Source organism: Streptosporangium fragile (assembly GCF_039534445.1).
GTDB classification, from domain to species: domain Bacteria; phylum Actinomycetota; class Actinomycetes; order Streptosporangiales; family Streptosporangiaceae; genus Streptosporangium; species Streptosporangium fragile.
Genome location: NZ_BAAAVI010000029.1, coordinates 80,339 through 99,663 on the forward strand (window position 1 = coordinate 80,339; position 19,325 = coordinate 99,663).

18 protein-coding genes and 3 tRNA genes are annotated in these 19,325 nt (G+C 73.0%); 16 read left to right on the top strand and 5 right to left on the bottom strand.

Annotated features, from left to right (window positions below; all coding sequences use genetic code 11):
* Positions 1 to 17: 17 nt before the first annotated feature.
* From ABD841_RS20645 to ABD841_RS20695, 11 genes are all read left to right on the top strand, one after another.
* Positions 18 to 2,177, top strand: coding sequence for a hypothetical protein (locus tag ABD841_RS20645; RefSeq protein WP_344974095.1), 2,160 nt, complete (start codon positions 18 to 20; stop codon positions 2,175 to 2,177).
* Positions 2,178 to 3,509: a Gfo/Idh/MocA family protein gene (locus ABD841_RS20650; RefSeq protein ID WP_344974096.1), complete on the top strand. Its 1,332-nt coding sequence runs from the start codon at positions 2,178 to 2,180 to the stop codon at positions 3,507 to 3,509. It abuts the gene before it with no gap.
* An 11-nt stretch (positions 3,510 to 3,520) separates the two neighbouring features.
* Positions 3,521 to 4,777 carry an ABC transporter substrate-binding protein gene (locus tag ABD841_RS20655; protein WP_344974100.1) on the top strand — a complete coding sequence of 419 codons (1,257 nt, stop codon included), beginning with the start codon at positions 3,521 to 3,523 and terminating at the stop codon, positions 4,775 to 4,777.
* Positions 4,778 to 4,832: 55 nt separating this feature from the next.
* Positions 4,833 to 5,711, top strand: a complete 879-nt coding sequence (locus ABD841_RS20660; protein WP_344974103.1) for a carbohydrate ABC transporter permease — start codon at positions 4,833 to 4,835, stop codon at positions 5,709 to 5,711.
* Positions 5,708 to 6,598 (top strand): carbohydrate ABC transporter permease, encoded by an 891-nt coding sequence (locus ABD841_RS20665; RefSeq protein WP_344974106.1) that lies wholly within the window; start codon positions 5,708 to 5,710, stop codon positions 6,596 to 6,598. Before ABD841_RS20660 ends, ABD841_RS20665 begins: the two co-directional genes overlap by 4 nt.
* A gap of 13 nt (positions 6,599 to 6,611) precedes the next feature.
* The gene (locus ABD841_RS20670) at positions 6,612 to 7,775 is read left to right on the top strand and encodes an NAD-dependent epimerase/dehydratase family protein (protein ID WP_344974109.1); all 1,164 of its coding nucleotides are present in this window, start codon (positions 6,612 to 6,614) and stop codon (positions 7,773 to 7,775) included.
* Positions 7,775 to 8,752 (top strand): dihydrodipicolinate synthase family protein, encoded by a 978-nt coding sequence (locus ABD841_RS20675; RefSeq protein ID WP_344974111.1) that lies wholly within the window; start codon positions 7,775 to 7,777, stop codon positions 8,750 to 8,752. The genes ABD841_RS20670 and ABD841_RS20675 overlap by 1 nt, the downstream gene beginning before the upstream one ends.
* A complete protein-coding gene (locus ABD841_RS20680; protein WP_344974115.1) occupies positions 8,736 to 9,743 on the top strand; it encodes a hydroxyacid dehydrogenase in 1,008 nt (335 codons plus the stop codon). Before ABD841_RS20675 ends, ABD841_RS20680 begins: the two co-directional genes overlap by 17 nt.
* Before the next feature lie 87 nt (positions 9,744 to 9,830).
* Positions 9,831 to 10,655 (top strand): fumarylacetoacetate hydrolase family protein, encoded by an 825-nt coding sequence (locus ABD841_RS20685; protein ID WP_344974118.1) that lies wholly within the window; start codon positions 9,831 to 9,833, stop codon positions 10,653 to 10,655.
* Between the two features lie 58 nt (positions 10,656 to 10,713).
* Complete coding sequence (locus ABD841_RS20690) at positions 10,714 to 11,616, top strand: GNAT family N-acetyltransferase (protein WP_344974121.1); 903 nt, start codon at positions 10,714 to 10,716, stop codon at positions 11,614 to 11,616.
* A 41-nt stretch (positions 11,617 to 11,657) separates the two neighbouring features.
* Entirely contained in the window at positions 11,658 to 12,302 is a 645-nt protein-coding gene (locus ABD841_RS20695; RefSeq protein WP_425582013.1) for a DUF4291 domain-containing protein, read from the top strand.
* A gap of 211 nt (positions 12,303 to 12,513) precedes the next feature.
* On the opposite strand, the gene ABD841_RS20700 is transcribed toward ABD841_RS20695, so the two are convergent.
* From ABD841_RS20700 to ABD841_RS20710, 3 genes are all read right to left on the bottom strand, one after another.
* Positions 12,514 to 12,586 (bottom strand) — tRNA-Leu (locus ABD841_RS20700).
* Between the two features lie 46 nt (positions 12,587 to 12,632).
* Positions 12,633 to 12,705 (bottom strand) — tRNA-Pro (locus ABD841_RS20705).
* Between the two features lie 120 nt (positions 12,706 to 12,825).
* Positions 12,826 to 12,897: transfer RNA gene (locus ABD841_RS20710), tRNA-Gly, on the bottom strand.
* 685 nt (positions 12,898 to 13,582) lie between these two features.
* On the opposite strand from ABD841_RS20710, the gene ABD841_RS20715 reads away from it, so the two are divergent.
* Complete coding sequence (locus ABD841_RS20715) at positions 13,583 to 14,554, top strand: alpha/beta hydrolase (RefSeq protein WP_344974123.1); 972 nt, start codon at positions 13,583 to 13,585, stop codon at positions 14,552 to 14,554.
* Here ABD841_RS20715 and ABD841_RS20720 read toward each other — a convergent pair.
* Positions 14,496 to 15,650, bottom strand: coding sequence for a helix-turn-helix domain-containing protein (locus ABD841_RS20720; RefSeq protein WP_344974126.1), 1,155 nt, complete (start codon positions 15,648 to 15,650; stop codon positions 14,496 to 14,498). The genes ABD841_RS20715 and ABD841_RS20720 overlap by 59 nt on opposite strands.
* A 139-nt stretch (positions 15,651 to 15,789) precedes the next feature.
* Positions 15,790 to 16,767, bottom strand: a complete 978-nt coding sequence (locus ABD841_RS20725) for an aldo/keto reductase (RefSeq protein WP_344974129.1) — start codon at positions 16,765 to 16,767, stop codon at positions 15,790 to 15,792.
* 235 nt (positions 16,768 to 17,002) lie between these two features.
* Here ABD841_RS20725 and ABD841_RS20730 point away from each other — a divergent pair, with 235 nt between their 5' ends.
* The 4 genes from ABD841_RS20730 (at position 17,003) to ABD841_RS20745 (ending at position 19,112) form a co-directional block, all read left to right on the top strand.
* A complete protein-coding gene (locus ABD841_RS20730) occupies positions 17,003 to 17,371 on the top strand; it encodes an ArsR/SmtB family transcription factor (RefSeq protein ID WP_344974131.1) in 369 nt (122 codons plus the stop codon).
* 147 nt (positions 17,372 to 17,518) lie between these two features.
* Complete coding sequence (locus tag ABD841_RS20735; protein WP_344974135.1) at positions 17,519 to 17,647, top strand: hypothetical protein; 129 nt, start codon at positions 17,519 to 17,521, stop codon at positions 17,645 to 17,647.
* Between the two features lie 142 nt (positions 17,648 to 17,789).
* Positions 17,790 to 18,869: a TauD/TfdA family dioxygenase gene (locus ABD841_RS20740; RefSeq protein ID WP_344974138.1), complete on the top strand. Its 1,080-nt coding sequence runs from the start codon at positions 17,790 to 17,792 to the stop codon at positions 18,867 to 18,869.
* 96 nt (positions 18,870 to 18,965) lie between these two features.
* On the top strand, positions 18,966 to 19,112 hold the full coding sequence (locus ABD841_RS20745; RefSeq protein WP_344974141.1) for a hypothetical protein: 147 nt from the start codon (positions 18,966 to 18,968) through the stop codon (positions 19,110 to 19,112).
* Positions 19,113 to 19,325 lie beyond the last annotated feature (213 nt).

A 19,325-nucleotide genomic window follows, 5' to 3' on the forward strand; every position in this document is an offset into this window, starting at 1 on the left:
TGAAGGAGAAAGACCAGATGGACCGCCTGGACCGCCGCCAGATCCTCCGCACCACCGGCGTCGCCGGGCTGGCCGCCGTCGGCTCGCTGCTCGTCGCCGAGCCCGCCGCCGCCGACCCCACCCCGGCCCCCACCGCCGAGACCGCCGACGCCCTCAAGCCGAAGGACACGGTCCAGCAGGCCGACACGGTCGCCCGGCTGCTGTCCTTCGACCCCGCCCGCCTCGCCGACGGCACACTCGCCCAGGTCGCCGGGTACCACGCCCCCGGTGACGGCGGCGGCATGCTCGTCCGCTGGGATGCCGCCTCGACGCTCGCCCACAACGGCGGCACGGTGCTCGCCCCGGGGCAGGCGGCCAAGGGCCGCTGGCTGCAGATCCACGACGGCGTCGGCGACTTCCGCCGCTTCGGGCACTTCGACGGCAAGACCCCCGCCGACGCCGCCCTCGACGCCATGGTCGGCGACCCGGCCATCCACCGGATCGAGGCCCACACCGACCTGCTCTTCGTCAAACGCCACACCTTCTCCCGCTCCGACCTCGAGTTCGACTTCGGCGGCCACACCGTCCGCACCGACGGCATCGAGAAGGCCGGCCAGGACGACCCGTTCGCGGCGGTGCTGCTGTTCCGCGGCAAGGTCACCGGCACCGTGGTCACCCACAAGCTCACCGCCGTCATGCCCGACCTGTCCGACGTCTTCGAGGTGGGCGACTCCTCGAAGTTCGCCGTCGGCCAGTGGTGGGCCGCCGAGGTGAACCAGCTGACCGGCCGCTGGGAGCGGGAGCTGCAGAAGCTGGTCCAGGTGACGCAGATCGTCGACGGCTCCCGCATCCGGGTCAACTACAAGAACGGCTGGGAGCTGGCGGCCGGTCGCACGATCACCTGGACCAGGGTCGAGCCCGTCGAGCGCGTCCACATCCGCAACATGGTGTTCTTCGGCGTCGAGGGCGGCGACCAGTACACCGGCTCGCACCCCGTGGCCTACGAGTACGCCGTCTCGTGCGACGTCTCCGGCATCGAGGCCACCGGCACGTTCTGGCCGGTCGTCATGCGCCGCTGGTGCACCCACTTCCGCACCGAGCAGTGCACGCTCAAGAACCCGGCCTCGGTCACCTGGGGCGGCGCCGGCTACCTCACCCAGCAGATCTACTGCCTGTACGGGCATGTCTCCGACTGCCACACCGCCAACTCCCGTCACCTGAACGACTTCACCGCCTCCGCCTACTGCTACGTGGAGAACTGCCACGGCGACGGCGACGACCAGGGCCCGTTCGTCACCCACGGGCAGTACGAGCACGACCTGGTCTACACCGGCAACTCCGGCCTGATGACCTTCGCCAACTCCGGCGCCGCCTGGGGCTCGGCGGCCAAGCGGATCACCGTCCGCAAGCACGTGTGCTCCTGGTTCGTCGCCCGGGTGAAGGTCACCGACCTGACCCTGGAGGACGTGCAGGTGATCGGGAAGCCCAGCCTGCAGGGCTCCGGCATGATCTGGGTCAACGCCGACGGCGTGCAGATGCGCGGCTGCTCGGCCAGCGACACGCTGATCATCTCCCAGCAGTCCGCCCGGTCGGGTCGGCCGAACATCATCGACGGCTGCACCTTCGCCCTCCCCGCCAAGAGCGAGATCGCCCAGGCGAACGTCACCTCCCCCGTGCACATCAGCCGCTCGGTCCTGACCGGGCTGGACGGCAACACCTGGAACGGCACCGGGGAGCTGCGGTTCACCGACACGATCCTGCGCGCCCGCGAGAACGCCGCCCCGATCACCGTGGCCGCCGCCACGCTCGTCTTGGACGGCTGCACGGTCAAGGGCACCGGGCTGCGCCTGGCCGGCAAGGCCGACCAGCGGATCCGGCTGGAGGGCGGCACCGAGCTGAGCGGCGCGGGCGCCCTGCTCTCGCGCGCCGACGCCACCGGGGCGGTCACCTGGGAGCTGGCCGGCCACCGCAGCGTCGCGAGCGGGGCCGACGCGGTGCACGTCCTGCTCGAATCGGGCAGGAACCGCTACCTGGCGACCGGCTCCCTGTTCACCGGCGGGAAGCTCACGCTGAAGGCCGCCGCGTTCGGCGACGGCTCGTACCTGAAGCACACCGGCAACGTGGAGGAAGGCGTCACCCGGACCGACCTCCCCGAGGACGGCCCCCGGGTGCAGACGACCGGAAACCTGGTGGTGTAGGTGGACAGCGAACTCGGCACGACGGCCCACGGCGGGCCCGGCGCGGTGACCCACGGCGGCGGATCCGGTGGGCGGGCGCCCGGCGGGCGGCCCGTCACGCTGGCGCTCGTCGGGGCGGGCAACCGGGGGCAGACCTACGCCTCCTGGGTGCGCGCCCACCCCGGGCGTGCCCGGCTGACGGCCGTCGCCGACCCGGACCCGCTGCGGCGGGCCCGGGTGGCCGGCGACGGCGTCCGGGAGTTCTCCGACTGGACCGAGCTGCTCGCCTCCGGGGAGCGGATCGCGGACGCGGTGATCCTCGCCACCCAGGACCGGCTCCACGCCGAGCCCGCGGTCGCGCTGGCCGAGGCGGGCTACGACCTGCTGATGGAGAAGCCCCTGGCGCCCACCGAGGAGGAGTGCCGCCGCATCGTGGAGGCGGTCACCCGGGCGGGTGTGCTGTTCGCCGTCTGCCACGTGATGCGCTACACGCCGTACACCGACCTGGTCAAACAGGTCGTGGACGGCGGGACGCTCGGTGAGATCATGAGCGTCGAGCACCTGGAGCCGGTCGGCTGGTGGCACGCCGCCCACTCCTACGTGCGCGGGCCGTGGCGCAGCGAGCGCCTGGCCAGCCCGATGCTGCTCGCCAAATCCTGCCACGACCTCGACTGGCTCGCCTACGTCACCGGCCGGCGCATCGAGCGGGTGTCCAGCTTCGGCTCGCTCGGCCACTTCCGGCCCGAGCGGCGCCCGGCCAAGGCCGCCGACCGCTGCCTGGACTGCTCGATCGAGCCGGAGTGCCCGTACTCGGCGCCCCGCCTCTACCTCGGCACGCTCGCCGAGCGCGGCCCGATCTGGCCGGTCAGTGTGATCACCGGGGGCTCCGACGAGACCGCGGTGATCGAGGCGCTGCGCACCGGGCCGTACGGCAGGTGCGTGTACGCCTGCGACAACGACGTCGTCGACCACCAGGTGCTGGCCATGGAGCTGAGTGGCGGCGTCACCGCGACGTTCACCATGACGGCCTTCACCGAGCAGACCCACCGGCAGACCCGGATCTTCGGCACCCACGGCTGTCTCACCGGCGACGGCGAACGCGTCCGGGTCGTGGACTTCCGCGACGGGAGCACCGAGGTGATCGAGGCGGGCGGGACCGGCGGCTCCACCGCCGCCGACGACCACGGCGGCGGTGACAGCGGGCTGATGGACGCCTTCGTGCGCGCCCTGGCCGACGGCGACCCCGCGCACGTGCGGTCCGGCCCGGCCGACTCCCTCGACAGCCACCTGGCGGTCTTCGCCGCCGAGCGGGCCCGCCACACCGGCACGGTCGTCACCGTGCCCGAGCAGTAAGACACCCCCCGATGACCGATGAGAGGACCATGTCCATGCGAATGCGCGCACTCGCCGCGGCGGCGCTGGCGACGGGAATGCTGACCGCCTGCGGCGGCTCGGACTCCGGCTCCGGCGAGAAGCAGACCGTCACCATGTGGACCTACCCGGTGATCGCCGACCAGGCCAAGCACCAGGCGTTCTGGGACGAGCAGACCGCGGCCTTCGAGAAGGCCAACCCGACCGTCGACGTCAAGGTCGAGATCTACCCCTGGGCCAAGCGGGACGAGGCGCTGTCGACCGCGATCGCCGGGAACAAGGGTCCCGACGTGGTCTACCTGATCCCCGACCAGCTTCCCAAGTACGCCAAGACCCTCCAGCCCGTCGACGAGTACCTCTCCGCCGAGGCCAAGGCCGACTACCGCGACAACGCCAAGGCCTCGGTGACCATCGACGGCAAGATGATGGGCGCGCCGATCCTGATGACGTCCAACCCGCTGGTGTGCAACCAGAAGGCCTTCACCGAGGCGGGCGTGAAGGAGTACCCGACGACCTGGGACGAGCTGCTGGAGCTCGCCCCGACGTTCAAGGACAAGGGCATCGACGTCACCAACTACTGGGCCGACCCGGCCGCGACGCTCAACCAGTCGTTCTACCCGCTGCTCTGGCAGGCCGGCGGCGACGTGTTCGCCCCCGACGGCAAGAAGGTGGCCTTCGCCGGTCCCGAGGGGATCAAGGCGCTGACCTTCCTCAAGAAGCTCGTCGACGGCGGGTACGTGGAGAAGGACCTGCTCACCGGACTGCCCAAGTTCGAGCAGACCAACGTCGCGCAGAACAAGGTCGCCTGCACCTGGCAGCACGTCCCCGCCGACGTGGAGACGTTCTGGGGCAAGGAGAACATCAAGGTCTTCCCCCCGCTGAAGGACGCCAAGCAGGTCGGGTACGGGACCGTCGGCTCGCTGTCGATGCTCAAGGCCGCCGACGACAAGGACGCCGCGGGCAAGTGGATCGCCTTCGCGACGCGGGCCGAGGCCACCAAGGCCTACGACACGGCCTCCGGCAACTTCTCCCCGCAGAAGTCGACCGGCTCGCTGTACGCGAGCGACCCGGTGCAGGCCGAGATGGAGAAGACCCTCGACTTCACCACGGCCGGGCCGCTGAACGAGAAGGCGCGTGACGTCATGGGCGTGCTCGCGCCCGAGATCCAGGCCGCGCTGATCGGCAAGAAGACCCCCGAGCAGGCCCTCGCCGACGCCGCCGCCGCGGCCGACGCGCTGCTCGGCGGCTGACGACACACGCCGGGGCCCGCCCCGCCCGCGGGCCCCGGAGACAAGGGAGGTGACCATGGCGACGACGACCGCCGAGGCGCCCCGCCGGGGGGCCATCTCACGGTGGGAGACACGGACGGGGCTGCTGTTCGTCCTGCCGTGCTTCCTGCTGTTCCTGGCCTTCCGGTTCGGGCCGTCCATCGCCGGGGTGCTGCTCGGCTTCTTCGAGTTCTCCATCGGGGACAGTCCGGCCTTCAACGGCCTGGAGAACTTCCGGCGGTTGCTCGGCGACCCGGTGTTCTGGGACTCGCTCCGGGTCACGCTGGTCTACACGGTGTTGTACGTCCCGCTCTCGATCGGCATGTCGCTGGGCATGGCGCTGCTGGTGCGGCGGGCGTTCCTCGGGGCGAGGTTCTTCCGCTCGGTGTTCTTCCTGCCGGTCGTCACCAGCCTGGTCCTGGCCGGCACGGTCTTCACGTGGCTGTTCTCCTCCGAGGGGCCGTGGACGAAGCTGACCGGCGAGCCATGGCTGGCCTCGACCACGCTGGTGATCCCCGCCCTGGTCCTGGTCTCGGTGTGGTCCAAGTTCGGGTACGGCATGCTGATCATCCTGGCCCGGCTGCAGGACCTGCCCCGTGAGCTGGAGGAGGCCGCGCTCACCGACGGCGCCGGGGTGTGGCAGCGCTTCCGCCACATCGTGGCCCCGCAGCTCCGCCCGGCGCTGTTCTTCGTCGCGGTGATCGAGACCACCGGCTCCTTCCAGGTGTTCGACCTGGTCTACGTGATGACCGGCGGCGGCCCCGCGCACTCCAGCTACACCCTCGTCATGGCCCTCTACGACCAGGGCTTCAAGTACTTCGACTTCGGCTACGCCAGTGCCATCGGCGTCGCCCTGTTCGTGATGACCCTCGTCGTCGCGCTCGTCCAGCGCCTGATCATCGGGAGGAACCGGTGAGCCTGACCGCCACCCGCCCGGCACCGCCCAAGCGACCGGCCCCGTCGCGCCGCCGCGCGTACAAGGCGCTGGAGCCCTCACCCGCGGGCAGGGCCGTCCGGGTGGTGCTGCTCGCCATGGCCACCCCGGTCACGCTGTTCCCGTTCTACGCGATGGTCGTGCTGTCGCTGAAGCCGGCCGCGGCCGTGGAGTTCCCCGGAAGCCTGCTGCCCTGGCCGATCGACACCGGCGCCTACGCCCAGGTGCTCGGCGGGCGCGACCTGCCGCTGTGGACGTTCAACACGCTCGTCTACTCGGTGGTGAGCGTGGTGGCGGTGCTGCTGCTCGCCTCCCTGGCCGGGTACGCCTTCGCCAAGAAGCGCTTCCCCGGCCGGGAGACCATGTTCTGGTCGTTCCTGTCGATGGTGATGGTCCCCTACCACGTCACGCTGATCCCGACGTTCGTGCTCATCGCCGAGCTGGGCGGGGTCGACACCTACTGGGGGCTCATCCTGCCCACGCTCGCCAACGCGCAGGCGGTGTTCCTGATGCGGCAGTTCATCATGGGCCTGCCGGACGAGCTGTTCGAGGCCGCGCGCCTGGACGGGGCCTCGGAGTGGCGGATCTTCACCCGGATCGTGCTGCCGCTGTGCAAGCCGATCCTCGCCACGCTGGGCGTGTTCGTCTTCCTGTGGCACTGGAACGACTTCCTGTGGCCGCTGATCATCGGCCAGGGCGCCGAGATGCGCACGCTGACCGTCGGCATCGCCTCGCTCCAGCAGGAGAACGTGCCGCTCAACGTGGTGCTCGCCGGGGCGACCGTCGCGTTCGTCCCCATCTTCGCCGCCTACCTGGTCGGCCAGCGCTACTTCACCGAGGGCGTCACCATGTCCGGCATCAAGGGTTGATCAGAGAGTAGAGATGTTCACTTCAGAGACCGAACTGGAAGACCGGCTGGCCGCCCCGTCGGCCGGGCTCGTCGCCGACCTGGCCGCGGGCTCGGGTGACCTGGTGGTGCTGGGGGCGGGCGGGAAGATGGGGCCGAGCCTGTGCCGGCTGGCCCGCCGCGGCCTGGACGCCGCGGGCCGCCACGGTGACCGCGTGTACGCGGTCTCCCGCTGGAGCGACCCCGCCGCGGCGGCCGCCCTGGCGAAGGACGGCGTGGAGATCGTCCCGTCCGACCTGCTCGGCGGCGACCTGTCCGGGCTGCCGGACGCGGCCGACGTGGTGTTCATGGTGGGCGCCAAGTTCGGCACGAGCTCCGCGCCGTACCAGGCGTGGGTCGTCAACGCCGCCCTGCCCGCCCGGGTCGCCGAGCGGTACGCCGGGGCCAGGATCGCGGCCTTCTCCACCGGCAACGTCTACCCGCTGGTGCCGGTGGCGAGCGGCGGAAGCTCCGAGGACGACCCGGTCGGGCCGGTCGGCGAGTACGCCATGAGCTGCCTCGGCCGTGAACGGATCTTCGAACACGGCGCGGCCGCCCGGGGCACCCGGGTGGCGATCCTGCGCCTGAACTACGCGGTGGACCTGCGCTACGGGGTGCTCGCCGACATCGGGCGGGCCGTCCTGGCGGGCGAGCCGGTCGACGTGACCACCGGGCACGTCAACGTGGTCTGGCAGGGCTACGCCAACGAGGTCGCCCTGCGCGCGCTGAACCACGCCTCGGCCGAGCCGTTCGTCCTCAACCTGACCGGCCCGGAGACCGCCTCGGTCCGCCGGATCGCGGCCGCCTTCGCCGGCCGCTTCGCCTCCGGCGGTGCCGGGGCCCCGCGGAACTCGCCGGAAGCCGGGACCGGGACCGGGACCGGTGCCGCCGACGGGACCTCGACCGGGAGCGCGGCCGGGGCCGGGAGCGGGAGCGCGGCTGGAGCCTCGACCGGGAGCGCGGCCGGGAGCGGGGCCGTCATCGTGGGCCGGGAGGCCGAGACCGCCCTGCTCAGCGACGCCACCCGGTGCCACCGCCTGTTCGGCTACCCCGAGGTCCCCCTCGGCACCCTGATCGACTGGCAGGCCGCGTGGCTGCGGGCCGGGCTGCCCACGTCCGGCAAGCCGACCAAGTTCGCCGTCCGCGACGGGAGGTTCTGATGCTCCACGAGACGGCCGTGATCCCGGCCCACCCCCTGGCGCTGACCGCCGGGCGATCGCTGGACGAGCGCCGCCAGGCCGCGCTGACCCGCTACTACCTCGCGGCGGGCGCGACCGGCCTGGCCGTGGGCGTGCACACCACGCAGTTCGAGATCCGTCAGGCCGGGCTGCTCGAACCGGTCCTGCGGCTGGCCGCCGACGTCGTCCGCGCCGAGGCGGGCCGGCCGGTCACGAAGATCGCGGGAGCGTGCGGCGACGTGCGCCAGGCCGTGGCCGAGGCCGAACTGGCCGCCTCCCTCGGCTACGACGCCGTGCTGCTCTCGCCCGTGGTGCCCGGCGCCTCCGAGGCGGACCTGCTGGCGCGGGCCGCGGCCGTCGGCGAGGTGCTGCCCGTCGTCGGTTTCTACCTGCAGACCGCGATCGGCGGGCCGGTCCTGTCCCGGGCGTTCTGGCGGGCCCTCGCCGACCAGCCCTCCACGGCCGGCATCAAGATCGCCGCCTTCGACCGGTACCGGACCCTCGACGCCGTCCACGGCGTCGCCGCCTCCGAGCGCCGTGACGAGGTCGTCCTCTACACCGGCAACGACGACCACATCGTCGGCGACCTGCTGGCCGACCTGCCCGGTGGCCTGCGCTTCCACGGCGGGCTGCTCGGCCAGTGGGCCGTCTGGACCACCGCGGCCGTGGAACTGGCCCACGGGGTCCGCAGGGATCCGGCGCTGTGGGCGAGCCGCGCGAGCGCCGTCACCGACGCCAACGCCGCCGTCTTCGACCCCGCCCACGGCTTCGCCGGGTGCATCGCCGGCGTCCACGAGGTGCTGCGCCGCCAGGGCCTGCTCGCGGGCACCTGGTGCCTGGACCCGGCGGAGACCCTCTCCCCCGGCCAGGCGGAGGAGCTGACCCGGGTGAGCGCGGCCTACCCCTGGCTGACCGACGACGACTTCGTGGCGGAGCACCTCGATGACTGGCTCCGCTGACCCCGGCCGGACGGCCCCGGCCGCCGGGCGGGGACGACCCCTGCGGGTGCTGGTCAGCGTGCCGCCGGGGCTGCGCGGGCAGTTCTTCCCCGACCCCGCCCCGCTGCTGGCGCTCGGCGAGGTGACCTTCCTCGACGACCACCGGGACCTCCCCGGCGCCCTGCCCGGCACCGAGGTCCTGGTGACGAGCTGGGGCGTGCCACCGCTGGACGCGGCGTTGCTCGACCGAGCCCCGGGGCTGCGGCTGGTCACGCACACGGGCGCGAGCGTCAAGCCGTTCGTCACCGGCGAGCTGTGGGCCAGGAAGATCCAGGTCACCCAGGCCGGCGCGGGCATGGCCCGCTCGGTGGCCGAGGTCGCCCTGGCGTTCACGATGGCCCTGCTGCACCAGGTCCACCGCTTCGACCACGCGCTGCGGAGCGGGGTCGCCTGGGCCGAGGCCGAGCGGGCGCCGCTGCGGCACGAGATCCTGGGCTGCCCGGTCGGCGTGATCGGCGCCTCCCGCACCGGCCGGGCGTACATCGACCTGGTCCGCGCGCTCGGCGCGGAGGTCCGCGTCGCCGACCCCTACCTGGAGGGCGCCCTCGGGCTGGACGAGCTCCTGGCCACCAGCCGGATCGTCGCCGTGCACGCGCCCGCCCTCCCGGAGACCCGCCACCTGCTCGGTGCCCGCGAGCTGGCGCTGATGCCCGACGGGGCGGGCCTGGTCAACACCGCGCGCTCCTGGCTGGTGGACGAGGCCGCGCTCCTGGCCGAGCTGCGCGCCGGCCGGCTGGACGCGGCGATCGACGTCTTCGACGAGGAGCCGCTCCCGGCGGACCATCCGTTCCGGAGCCTGCCGAACGTGCTGCTCACCCCGCACCAGGCGGCCGGGACCGCGCAGGGCCGCCGCCGGCAGGGGGAGGTGGTGGTCGCCGAGATCGCCCGGTTGGCGGCGGGGCTGCCGCTGGAGCACGCGGTGACCGAGGACATGCTCCGCCGCATGGGCTGAGCCGTCGCGTCGGCGCGTTCCCGCGACCGCCTACGATCCCCTGAGACCTCCCACGACTTTTCACGACTTTTCACAACAAGGAGAGACATGCGCTACATGCGTGTCGGCGAGCCCGGCCGGGAGCGGCCCGTCGCCTTCGACGGCGAACGGTACGCGGACCTGTCGGGCATCACCCCCGACATCGATCCCGCGTTCCTGGCCCGGGGCGGGGTGGAGAGCCTGGCGGGCCTGCCGGAGATCGACGTCACCGGCCTGCGCGTCGGCCCGCCCGTCGCGCGGCCGGGGGCGGTGCTGTGCATCGGCCAGAACTACGCCGCCCACGCCGCCGAGTCCGGCGCCGAACCGCCCGCGACCCCGATCCTGTTCTACAAGGCCCCCAACACGGTGGTCGGACCGTACGACGACGTGCTGATCCCCCGCGGTTCCACGAAGACGGACTGGGAGGTCGAGCTCGCGGTGGTGATCGGCCGCCGCGCCCGCTACCTCGCCTCCCCGGACGAGGCCCTCGCCCACGTCGCGGGGTACGCGGTCGCCAACGACGTCTCCGAACGGGACTTCCAGCTCGCCGAGTCCGGCGGCCAGTGGTCCAAGGGCAAGAGCTGCGAGACCTTCAACCCGCTGGGCCCCTGGCTGGTCACCCCCGACGAGGTCGGCGACCCGCAGAAGCTCGGCCTGCGTTCCTGGGTGAACGGCGAGCCCCGCCAGGACTCCACCACCGCCGACATGATCTTCGACGTGGCGTACCTGATCTGGCACCTGTCACAGTTCACGGTGCTCGACCCCGGCGACGTGATCAACACGGGCACGCCCCAGGGCGTCGCCCTGTCGGGCCGGTTCCCCTACCTGGCCCCCGGCGACGTCATGGAGGTCGAGATCGACGGGCTCGGCCGGCAGCGGAACGTCCTCGCCTGACGTCTTCCCCCTCGCGGACGAGGGGGAAGACCCCGCCGTCACCCGAAGGAGGAGACCGATGCCCGAGCTCCGCACGGCGACACCCGCCGACCGGGACTCCCTCTACCGGACGTGGGCCGCGTGCTTCGACGCGCCGCACATCGTGCCGCTGTACGAGAGCGACCCCGGCAGGTACGACCGCACGTTCGTCGCGGCCGGGGACGACGGGATCGAGGCCGTCGTCTACTACGTGCCCCGCCGGATCCGCAACGCCTCCGGCGGGACGGACCTGGTCGGCGGGGTGGCCGATGTCGCCACCCGGCCGGACGCCCGCGGCCGCGGCCACGTCAGGCGGCTGCTCCGGCTGGCCGTCGCCGACATGACCGCCGCGGGCTGCGCCTGGTCCCTGCTGTTCACCGGCACCCCCGGCGTCTACGCCGGCTCCGGCTGGTCGGTCTTCGAGCTGGCCTACCCGACCGGTGTCCTGGCCCGTCCGGCCGTCCCCGACCCGCTGACCCGGGTCAGACCCGCGGGCGTCGGCGAGTGGCCGCTCCTCGCGGCGCTGCACGAGCGGCACAACGCCGGCCGGCCCCTGACCACCGTCCGCGGGCCGGACGACTGGAAGATGCGGGTGCCCCTCTGGTACGGGCCGCCGGTGGAGCTGACCGTCGCCGAGCTCGGCGGCGAGCCCGTCGGTTACCTGGTCGCCCGGTGGCACCCGGGCTCGGTCGAGATCCTGGAGACCGCCGGGGACCAGGCGGCCCTGTTCCGCGAGGTCACCGCGGAGGCCGCCCGCCGGGGGGTCACCCGCGGGTCGGCCCGGCTGCCCGCCGACGAGCCGGCCCGCGCGGCCCTGCCGCTGCTGTTCTCCCGGACGGAGCAGGCCGTCGACGCCACCGGCATGGTCCGCCCGATCCTGGGCGACCCCGCCCCCGTCGTCGGCTCCCCCGCCGCCGTCCACTGGCCCGCCGACTATTTCTGATCGCCGGCGACCCACCGCCGGCCGGGGCGGCGGGACGGCCGATGCGGAAATCCCGTTGCCCGCCGATGACCGGTTTCGCCAGGCTGGTGGGTATGGACGTCCCCTACCGGCAGATCCGCGCCGCCCACACGGAGGAGTCGATCACCGTCTACCAGGCCTACGACCCGGCGATCGCCGAACGGGCCGTGGCGGCGCAGACCTTCGTCCCGCCCTTCAAACGGGAACGGATGACCTGGATCAAGCCGTCGTTCCTGTGGATGATGTACCGCTGCGGCTGGGCCACCAAGCCCGGCCAGGCACGGGTCCTGGCGGTCGAGATCAGCCGGGCGGGCTTCGAATGGGCGCTGGCTCACTCCTGCCTCAGCCACTACCGGGCGGACCAGCACGCCGACCACGACGCCTGGGCGGCCCGGCTCCGGCGCAGCCCGGTGCGCGTCCAGTGGGACCCTGAGCGCGACCTCCGTCTGAACGCCCTGCCGTACCGCTCCATCCAGGTCGGCCTGTCCGGCCCGGCGGTCCACCACTACCTCGACGAGTGGATCGTCGCGATCACCGACGTCACCGGACTGGCCCGGGAGATCCACGCGGCCGTGCTCGCCCGCGATCTCGACCGGGCCCGGATCCTGCTGCCGGCCGAGCACCCGTACCCGGTGCCGGAGAGCCACCTGCGGACCATCGGCGCGTGACCGCCGGCCCGGACGGTCACGGCCCGCGCCCCCTCAGGCGGGGCGTTCGCCGAAGCCGATGTCGCCGTGTTCCACTCCGTCCCGGCCCGGTGACGGGGGTCGCGGCTGGTGCGGCTCATCCATGTGCCGGTGCGCCCGCCGAGCCGCTACGACGAGCTCGGCAGCCGCTCCCGGCGTATCACGCGTGCGCCTCCGTATCACGCGTGTCGCGTGCCGCCCCAGGGATTCGAACCCTGACCGTCCGCGTTCTAAACACGGTGCCTCTGCCGTTGGGCCAGGGCGGCCGGGCCGGACGGCTGCGGGAGCCGCCCGGCGGAGTGCCGGGTGTCGTCGGAACGGCAGGGCTCGAACCCGCGGCCTCCCGGTCCCGGACCGGGCGCTCTTCCTGCTGAGCTACGTTCCGTCACGCGTCCGGGCCGGTTGGCGTGGGCCGTACCGGACGCGCTGTGGGCCTGCCGACCGGGCGGGGGTCGCCACTCCCGCCGCCGAGTCCCAGTCCCTTGGCCCTCTTCTTTCAGGGCGGAGCCGCAGCGGGGACTCGAACCCCGTTCTGCTGGGTGGAAGCCAGCCGCCTCACCGGTTCGGCTTCTGCGGCGTGTCCCGGGAAGCCCCGGGCGGATCCCGTCACGCTCTCCCGGCGGGTCGCGTGAACGGATTCGCATTCGAGATGCTGCGCTGTGGAATTGTCGACGTGAGAAAACCAGCTGACCGCGGACATCGCGGCGCACACGGCCGGAAACGGAACGAGCCGCCTGCGAACGGTGTCCGGGGCGGCTCGGCGGATTCTCCCGCGAAGATCATCCGCCCGGCCGCCCGGAACCCGGGAGGAGCCCGCCGGTCAGCGAGGACACGCACAGAAGCGCCTGCCGAAACGGGGATTCCGCGTGGTTCACGGGTGGTCCTCTCTCGAAGTCCGGGGCGGTTTCCCCGGCCTTTCCCCATTGAAGGCCAAGGGCACCGGGGAATGCCAATGATTTTCGCCGGGGTTTCCGCCGGGGTTTCCGCCGGGGTTTTCGCCGGGTGGTCTCCTCCCCCGTGTTCCGGCCGTCTCGGGGAAGGCGGGACCGATGCCGCCGACCGCCGGATGGCGGCCTGCGGTTCGCTCATCGCGGCCATGTTGCGGTTGTGAGAGGATCCCGGGCTCGCGCATGATCCGTGGGGAAGGCCGTTCGGGTGAACCGGCGCCGCCGCTTTCCGGGCGGCACCGTCATCCGAGCGCTACCGTCGTCCGAGCAGCACCGTTTTCCGAGCACCATCGTCTTCTTCCGAAGGTGAGGGACATGGCACTTCATCCGAACATCGATCCCGGACTGGCCGCCGCCCTGGAGGCCATGCCGCTGCCGCCCATGGACTTCGACTCCATCCGGCTGGAGGACCTGCCCGACATCCGCGTCCAGCACAGCGCGGCGCGCGCGGCGATGGCCCCGCTCGTGGCGGACGAGCGGGTCACGATCGAGGATCGGACGGTGCCCGGCCCGGAGGGCGACCCGGACATCCGGCTGCGGATCTACCGCCCCGCCGGGCAGGAGGAGCCCGTTCCCGGCCTGTACTGGATCCACGGCGGCGGGATGATCTTCGGTGAGGTCGAGATGGAGGACCCCCGGCTCATCGACTACGTCGTCCAGGTGGGGTGCGTGATCGTCTCGGTCGAGTACCGCCTGGCGCCCGAGCACCCGGACCCGGCGCCGGTGGAAGACTGCTACGCGGGCCTGGTGTGGACCGCCAAGAACGCCGCCGAGCTCGGCATCGACCCGGATCGCCTGGCGGTGGGCGGGCTCAGCGCCGGGGGCGGGCTCGCCGCCGGCACCGTGCTGCTGGCCCGCGACCGGGGCGGCCCGGCGCTGGCGTTCCAGCTGCTGATCTGCCCGATGCTGGACGACCGCAACGCCACCCCGTCCAGCCACGAGTTCACCGACGCGGTCGTCTGGCCCCGGGCGGCGAACCTCCTCGGGTGGACGGCGCTGCTGGGCGACCGGCGGGGCGGCGACGACGTCTCCCCGTACGCGGCCCCGGCCAGGGCGACCGACCTGTCCGGCCTGCCCCCGGCGTACATCGACGTCGGCGAGCTGGAGGTCTTCCGGGACGAGTGCGTCGACTACGCCCTCCGGCTGGTGCGGGCGGGCGTCTCCACCGAGTTCCACCTCTACCCGGGGGCCTTCCACGGCTTCGACGGGCTGCTCCCCCAGGCGGAGATCAGCCGCCGGGCCGCCGCCGAGCGGGTGGTCGCGCTGCGCCGGGCGCTGCTCGGCTGACGGCGGGCCGCAGGCGGAGCAGGTGCAGGGCCAGGTGCGCCCGGAGCCGGCCCGCCGGGTCGGCGAGGGAGAAACCGAGGACGGCCTCCGCCCGTGCGATGCGCGCGGCCAGTGAGCTGTGGTGCAGGTGCACGGCGGCGGCCGCCCGGCGCACCGTCCCCGCCGCGCACAGGGCCCGCACCGCCTCCAGCGCCTCCGCCCCGTACGGCCGGCGGGAGAGCTCCTCGGCCGCGCGCACGTCGGGCAGGTCCGCGATCGCCTCGTCCGGCACGTGGGTCGCGAACAGGGCCAGTGCTCCCAGGCCGGCCCACTCGACCACCCGGTCGGCGGGGTGCGGGCCGGTGAAGCGCAGGGCGGTGCGCGCGCCCTCCCAGGATTCCGCGACCCCGGCTCCGCTCGTCCGCGGCCCGACGCCGACGCGCAGGTCCTCCGGCGCCCCGGGTGGTTCCGGCAGCTCACCGGGCCGGTCGAGCCCCGGGCTCACCAGCACCGCCACGGTGTCGCCCATCCGGGCGGCGCGGGCGTGCCGGCCGGTGGCCCGGAGCCAGGCGGCCGCGGTCGTCCCGTCGCCACGCCCGTCGTCGTCCCGGGCCGGGAAGGCGAGCACCTGCAGGTCGGCGGCGGGGCCGAACCCGAGCAACCGCAGGGCGCGCGCCCGCTCGGCCTCGCCGGTGTCGGCCGACAGCGCCAGCTCCACCAGGGCGGGGTCGGCGCCCGCCTGCGCCCGGGCCGCGGACCGCTCCAGGATGACCTCGGCCGCACCGGCGAAGCGCTCCAGCACGATCTCGTCGAGGCCGTGGGCCGTCCCCTCGCGTTCCATCCACACGGTGCCGAGGGCCGATCCGAGCGGGCGGCGGACCGCCGTGCCGGGAGGTTCGGCGGACTGCTCCGCCGCCCCGCCGGGGACGACCCGTGTCCGCCTGCCGGTGACCGCGTCGACCAGGCCGACCGGGCACCGCGCCAGGCGGGCCGTGGCCTGCAGCAGCGCCGGGACGCTCGCGTGGTCGCGCACCAGCGAGTCGAAGTACGCGATGACCCGGACCGCGCTCTCCGCGTCGGCGTCCAGGGTCGACAGCCGCAGCAGTAATTCCTGCACGGCCCCACCCTAGGCCGCCTCCCGCTCCCGGGCCACGCCGCCGGATCCGGCCCCCGGATGCCGTGGCCGCCGCGACCGGCGACCCGCGGCGATCACGGCAGGGCGCGGCCCACGGTGCACCGCGGCGGTCACGGCGCGGTCACCAGCGGTGGTGCACCTGCGGCCGGATCAGCTCGTCGTAGATCTCCCGCACGGCACGCAGGGTCTCCCCGGGCAGCGGGTCCATCGCCGCCGCGGCGGCGTTGGCGCGGGCCTGGCCGGGGTTGCGGGCGCCGGGGATGACCACGGACACGCCGGGCTGGTCGAGGATCCAGCGCAGCGCGAACTGCGCCATGGTCGCCTGTGGGGGCACCAGCGGGGCCAGCCGGCGTACCGCCTCCAGACCGGTGGCGTAGTCGACGCCGGAGAACGTCTCGCCGACGTCGAAGGCCTCGCCGTGCCGGTTGAAGGTGCGGTGGTCGTCGGCCGCGAAGACCGTGGACTCGTCGTACTTGCCGGACAGCAGGCCGCTGGCCAGCGGGACGCGGGCGATGACGCCGACCCCGGCCGCGGCCGCCGCCGGGAGCACCTTCTCCAGCGGCTTGAGGCGGAAGGCGTTGAGGATGATCTGCACGGTGGCCACGCCCGGCCGCGCGATGGCGGTCAGCGCCTCCTCGCAGGTCTCGACGCTCACCCCGTACGCGGCCACGCGCCCCTCCTCGACCAGGGTGTCGAGGGCGTCGAAGACCGTGTCGGTCGAGTAGACCGGGGTGGGCGGGCAGTGCAACTGCACCAGGTCGAGGGTGTCGACGCCGAGGTTGGCCCGGGAGCGGTCGGTCCAGGCGCGGAAGTTGTCCAGGGTGTAGGCGGACGGCTCCTGGGCGACGCGGCGGCCCATCTTGGTCGCGACGGTCAGCCCGGCCCTGTGCTTGATCAGCCGTCCGACGATCTGCTCGCTGCGGCCGTCGCCGTACACGTCGGCGGTGTCGACGAAGGTGACGCCGGCGTCGACGGCGGCGTCGAGCGTGGCCAGCGCCTCGTCCTCGCCGACCTCACCCCAGTCCGCCCCCAGCTGCCAGGCGCCCAGCCCGACGACTCCGACCTGCCTGCCGGTTCTTCCCAATTCACGCTGTTGCACGTCAGCGATCGTAGCCTGCCGGGCGAGGCGGGCAGCGGGTCCGCGGGGTGCTCGCGGCGGGCGTCCACTCCGGGTCACGGGCCGTCACGGGCCCGCTCCGGTCCCGCAGCCCGCCCGGCCACGAGGACGGGGTGTCCGGGTGGGAGGGCGGAGTAAGGTCATCTGGCGGGGCCGCCCGGGACCGCGGCCCGCTTCAGGCTTTGCTTATATAAGCAGCTACTGAGACAGTGAGGCTATGCACGCGCTCGACGTCCTCGGCGACCCGGTCCGGCGCCGGATCCTGGAGCTGCTCGCCGACGGCGAGCTGGCGGCCGGCGAGATCAGCGCCGTGGTGCAGGCGGAGTTCGGGATCTCCCAGCCCGGTGTCTCCCAGCACCTGAGGGTGCTGCGCGAGAACGGGTTCGCGACCGTGCGGGCCGAGGGCACCCGGCGCCTGTACGCCGTCGACCCCGCTCCGCTGCGGGAGGTGGACCGATGGCTCGACCGCTACCGGCACTTCTGGAACCAGCACCTCGACGCCCTGGGCACCGAGCTCGCGCGGGGCAGGCGGGAACGCCGCGCCCGGGAGGCCGCCCTTCCGGAACCTCCGCCCGCACGTCCGTAAGGTCCCGGGCAGAACGACGGTCCCGGCCGCCCGCGGCACCTCCCGAACAGGTCATTCCATAACGGAGTGCGAGACGACGTCTCTATTGACGCAACCTTATGGTGCGGGCTAGCGTGGCGGAAGAACCACCAGCCACAGGAGAACGCCATGATCCAGGTAGCCGCACAGGGCTCCGGATCCGTCCTGTCCGGCTACGCGGAACCGATGCGAATCCACCCGCCGCGCAAGGGCCTGCGCCCGGGCACCGCCGCCGGGGCTCCGCAGACTCCTTTCTGACCTGTTTCCGGTCCGGTGCCACGGCGGTTCCCGCCGCCCGACCGCTCGTCTGGTGTTTTCCGCCGTTTCCCGCACCCGGATCGCGAGCACCGTCACGATGACCCCTTTCTGAGACGACCCCAAGTACTCGGAGTGCCCCACCATGACCACAGACGTCTCCCTGTCCCCGATCACCGGTCCCTCCGCCTGGCGCGGTGACGAGCTGGCCGGCTCCACCGAGTGGATCTACGTCCTCGGCGACGCCGAACGGGAGGAGCTGGAGGCCGTCGGCCGCCGGTTCGTCGAGGACGACCCCGACCTGCGCACCGTGGTGGCCGAGAGCTACCCGCTCTCGGCCGCACGCGGCATGATCGAGGAGTGCGCGCGGCAGATGGACCGCGGACGCGGCTTCGTGCTGGTCCGCGGCCTGCGCACGGAGGAGTACGGCGACACCCTGGCCGGCGCGATCTTCTTCCTGATGGGCCTGCACCTCGGCACCCCGATGGAGCAGAACCAGCTCGGCAACGTGCTCGACCACGTCATCGCGACCTCCAACAAGACGCTGGACGACCCCGGGGCGCTGCCGTCGCGGGTGCGCGACCGGCTGCCCTTCCACTCCGACAGCTCCGACGTGGTGGCGCTGATGTGCCTGCGCGCGGCCAAGGACGGCGGCGCCAGCAGCCTGGTGAGCGGCACGACCATCTACAACGAGATCCTGCGCCGCCGGCCGGACCTGGCGCCCCTGCTGTTCGAGCCCTGGCACTGGGACTGGCGGGGCCAGGACCCGGACGCGCTCTCGGACACCTACGTCTCGCCGATCTGCAGCTACGTCGACGGCATCTTCAGCACCTACGCGGGCAGCTCGATGATCTTCTCCGCGCAGAAGTACCCCGGCGTGCCGCCGCTGACCGACGCACAGATCGAGCTGCTGCACCTGTACGACGAGATCGCCCAGGAGCCGGGCCTCGCGCTCGACATGGACTTCCAGCCGGGCGACGTCCAGTGGCTGCTGAACTACGCGGCCCTGCACTCGCGGACCGGCTACGTCGACTGGCCCGAGCCGGAGCGCCGCCGGCACCTGCTGCGGCTCTGGCTCAGGCGCGACGTGGGCCGCCCGCTCGTGGAGGGGTTCGGCAAGAACGTGGTGAAGGCACGCGGCTCCGACGCGGAGAGGAAGCCACTGGAAGGGGGCAGCTTCCGGATCGCCGAGGCGGTCGTGCCGAACATGGACTGGGGTAACTGACTCCGGTGACACTTCGCGATCTGCCCGGCTCAGGTCGCGTGAAGACGGCCACCACGTGATCATTCGGAGTCCGTGAGGACATCTGAAGATCGCGTGATGGCCGTATCCGACAGCGTGGACCCTGACGCCCGCCGGGTCGCCTCCGACGACCCGGCGGGCCGGATCGTCCACGACGAACCGCGCCGTACCGCCACCGCCTACGTGCGCGGCCTGCCGGCCGACATCGACCGCGAGAACTGCTGAATTCCGGCCGAACACTCCGGGCTGAGCGGCCCGAGGACACCGTCAGCGGTCGGGGGAGAGATCACCCGCCCGGGGTCAGGCATGGGCCGTCTCGTCCGGCGCGGGAAGCGCCAGGGACGGCAGCGGCGGGATAACCTGCGCGAGCCACCCGCCCGGGCCGGCGGTGAAGTGCGGGGCCGCCTCGGACACCCACCGGGAGCGGACCGCGAGAGT

What these genes read in the sequence shown, in the direction of transcription:
- ABD841_RS20655 (WP_344974100.1), top strand. Translation starts at nt 3,521, where the DNA reads ATGACCGATGAGAGGACCATGTCCATGCGAATGCGCGCACTCGCCGCG.
- ABD841_RS20675 (WP_344974111.1), top strand. Translation starts at nt 7,775, where the DNA reads ATGCTCCACGAGACGGCCGTGATCCCGGCCCACCCCCTGGCGCTGACC.
- ABD841_RS20745 (WP_344974141.1), top strand. Translation starts at nt 18,966, where the DNA reads ATGGCCGTATCCGACAGCGTGGACCCTGACGCCCGCCGGGTCGCCTCC.
- ABD841_RS20740 (WP_344974138.1), top strand. Translation starts at nt 17,790, where the DNA reads ATGACCACAGACGTCTCCCTGTCCCCGATCACCGGTCCCTCCGCCTGG.
- ABD841_RS20690 (WP_344974121.1), top strand. Translation starts at nt 10,714, where the DNA reads ATGCCCGAGCTCCGCACGGCGACACCCGCCGACCGGGACTCCCTCTAC.
- ABD841_RS20730 (WP_344974131.1), top strand. Translation starts at nt 17,003, where the DNA reads ATGCACGCGCTCGACGTCCTCGGCGACCCGGTCCGGCGCCGGATCCTG.
- ABD841_RS20660 (WP_344974103.1), top strand. Translation starts at nt 4,833, where the DNA reads ATGGCGACGACGACCGCCGAGGCGCCCCGCCGGGGGGCCATCTCACGG.
- ABD841_RS20645 (WP_344974095.1), top strand. Translation starts at nt 18, where the DNA reads ATGGACCGCCTGGACCGCCGCCAGATCCTCCGCACCACCGGCGTCGCC.
- ABD841_RS20685 (WP_344974118.1), top strand. Translation starts at nt 9,831, where the DNA reads ATGCGCTACATGCGTGTCGGCGAGCCCGGCCGGGAGCGGCCCGTCGCC.
- ABD841_RS20695 (WP_425582013.1), top strand. Translation starts at nt 11,658, where the DNA reads ATGCGGAAATCCCGTTGCCCGCCGATGACCGGTTTCGCCAGGCTGGTG.
- ABD841_RS20670 (WP_344974109.1), top strand. Translation starts at nt 6,612, where the DNA reads ATGTTCACTTCAGAGACCGAACTGGAAGACCGGCTGGCCGCCCCGTCG.
- ABD841_RS20680 (WP_344974115.1), top strand. Translation starts at nt 8,736, where the DNA reads ATGACTGGCTCCGCTGACCCCGGCCGGACGGCCCCGGCCGCCGGGCGG.
- ABD841_RS20735 (WP_344974135.1), top strand. Translation starts at nt 17,519, where the DNA reads ATGATCCAGGTAGCCGCACAGGGCTCCGGATCCGTCCTGTCCGGCTAC.
- ABD841_RS20715 (WP_344974123.1), top strand. Translation starts at nt 13,583, where the DNA reads ATGGCACTTCATCCGAACATCGATCCCGGACTGGCCGCCGCCCTGGAG.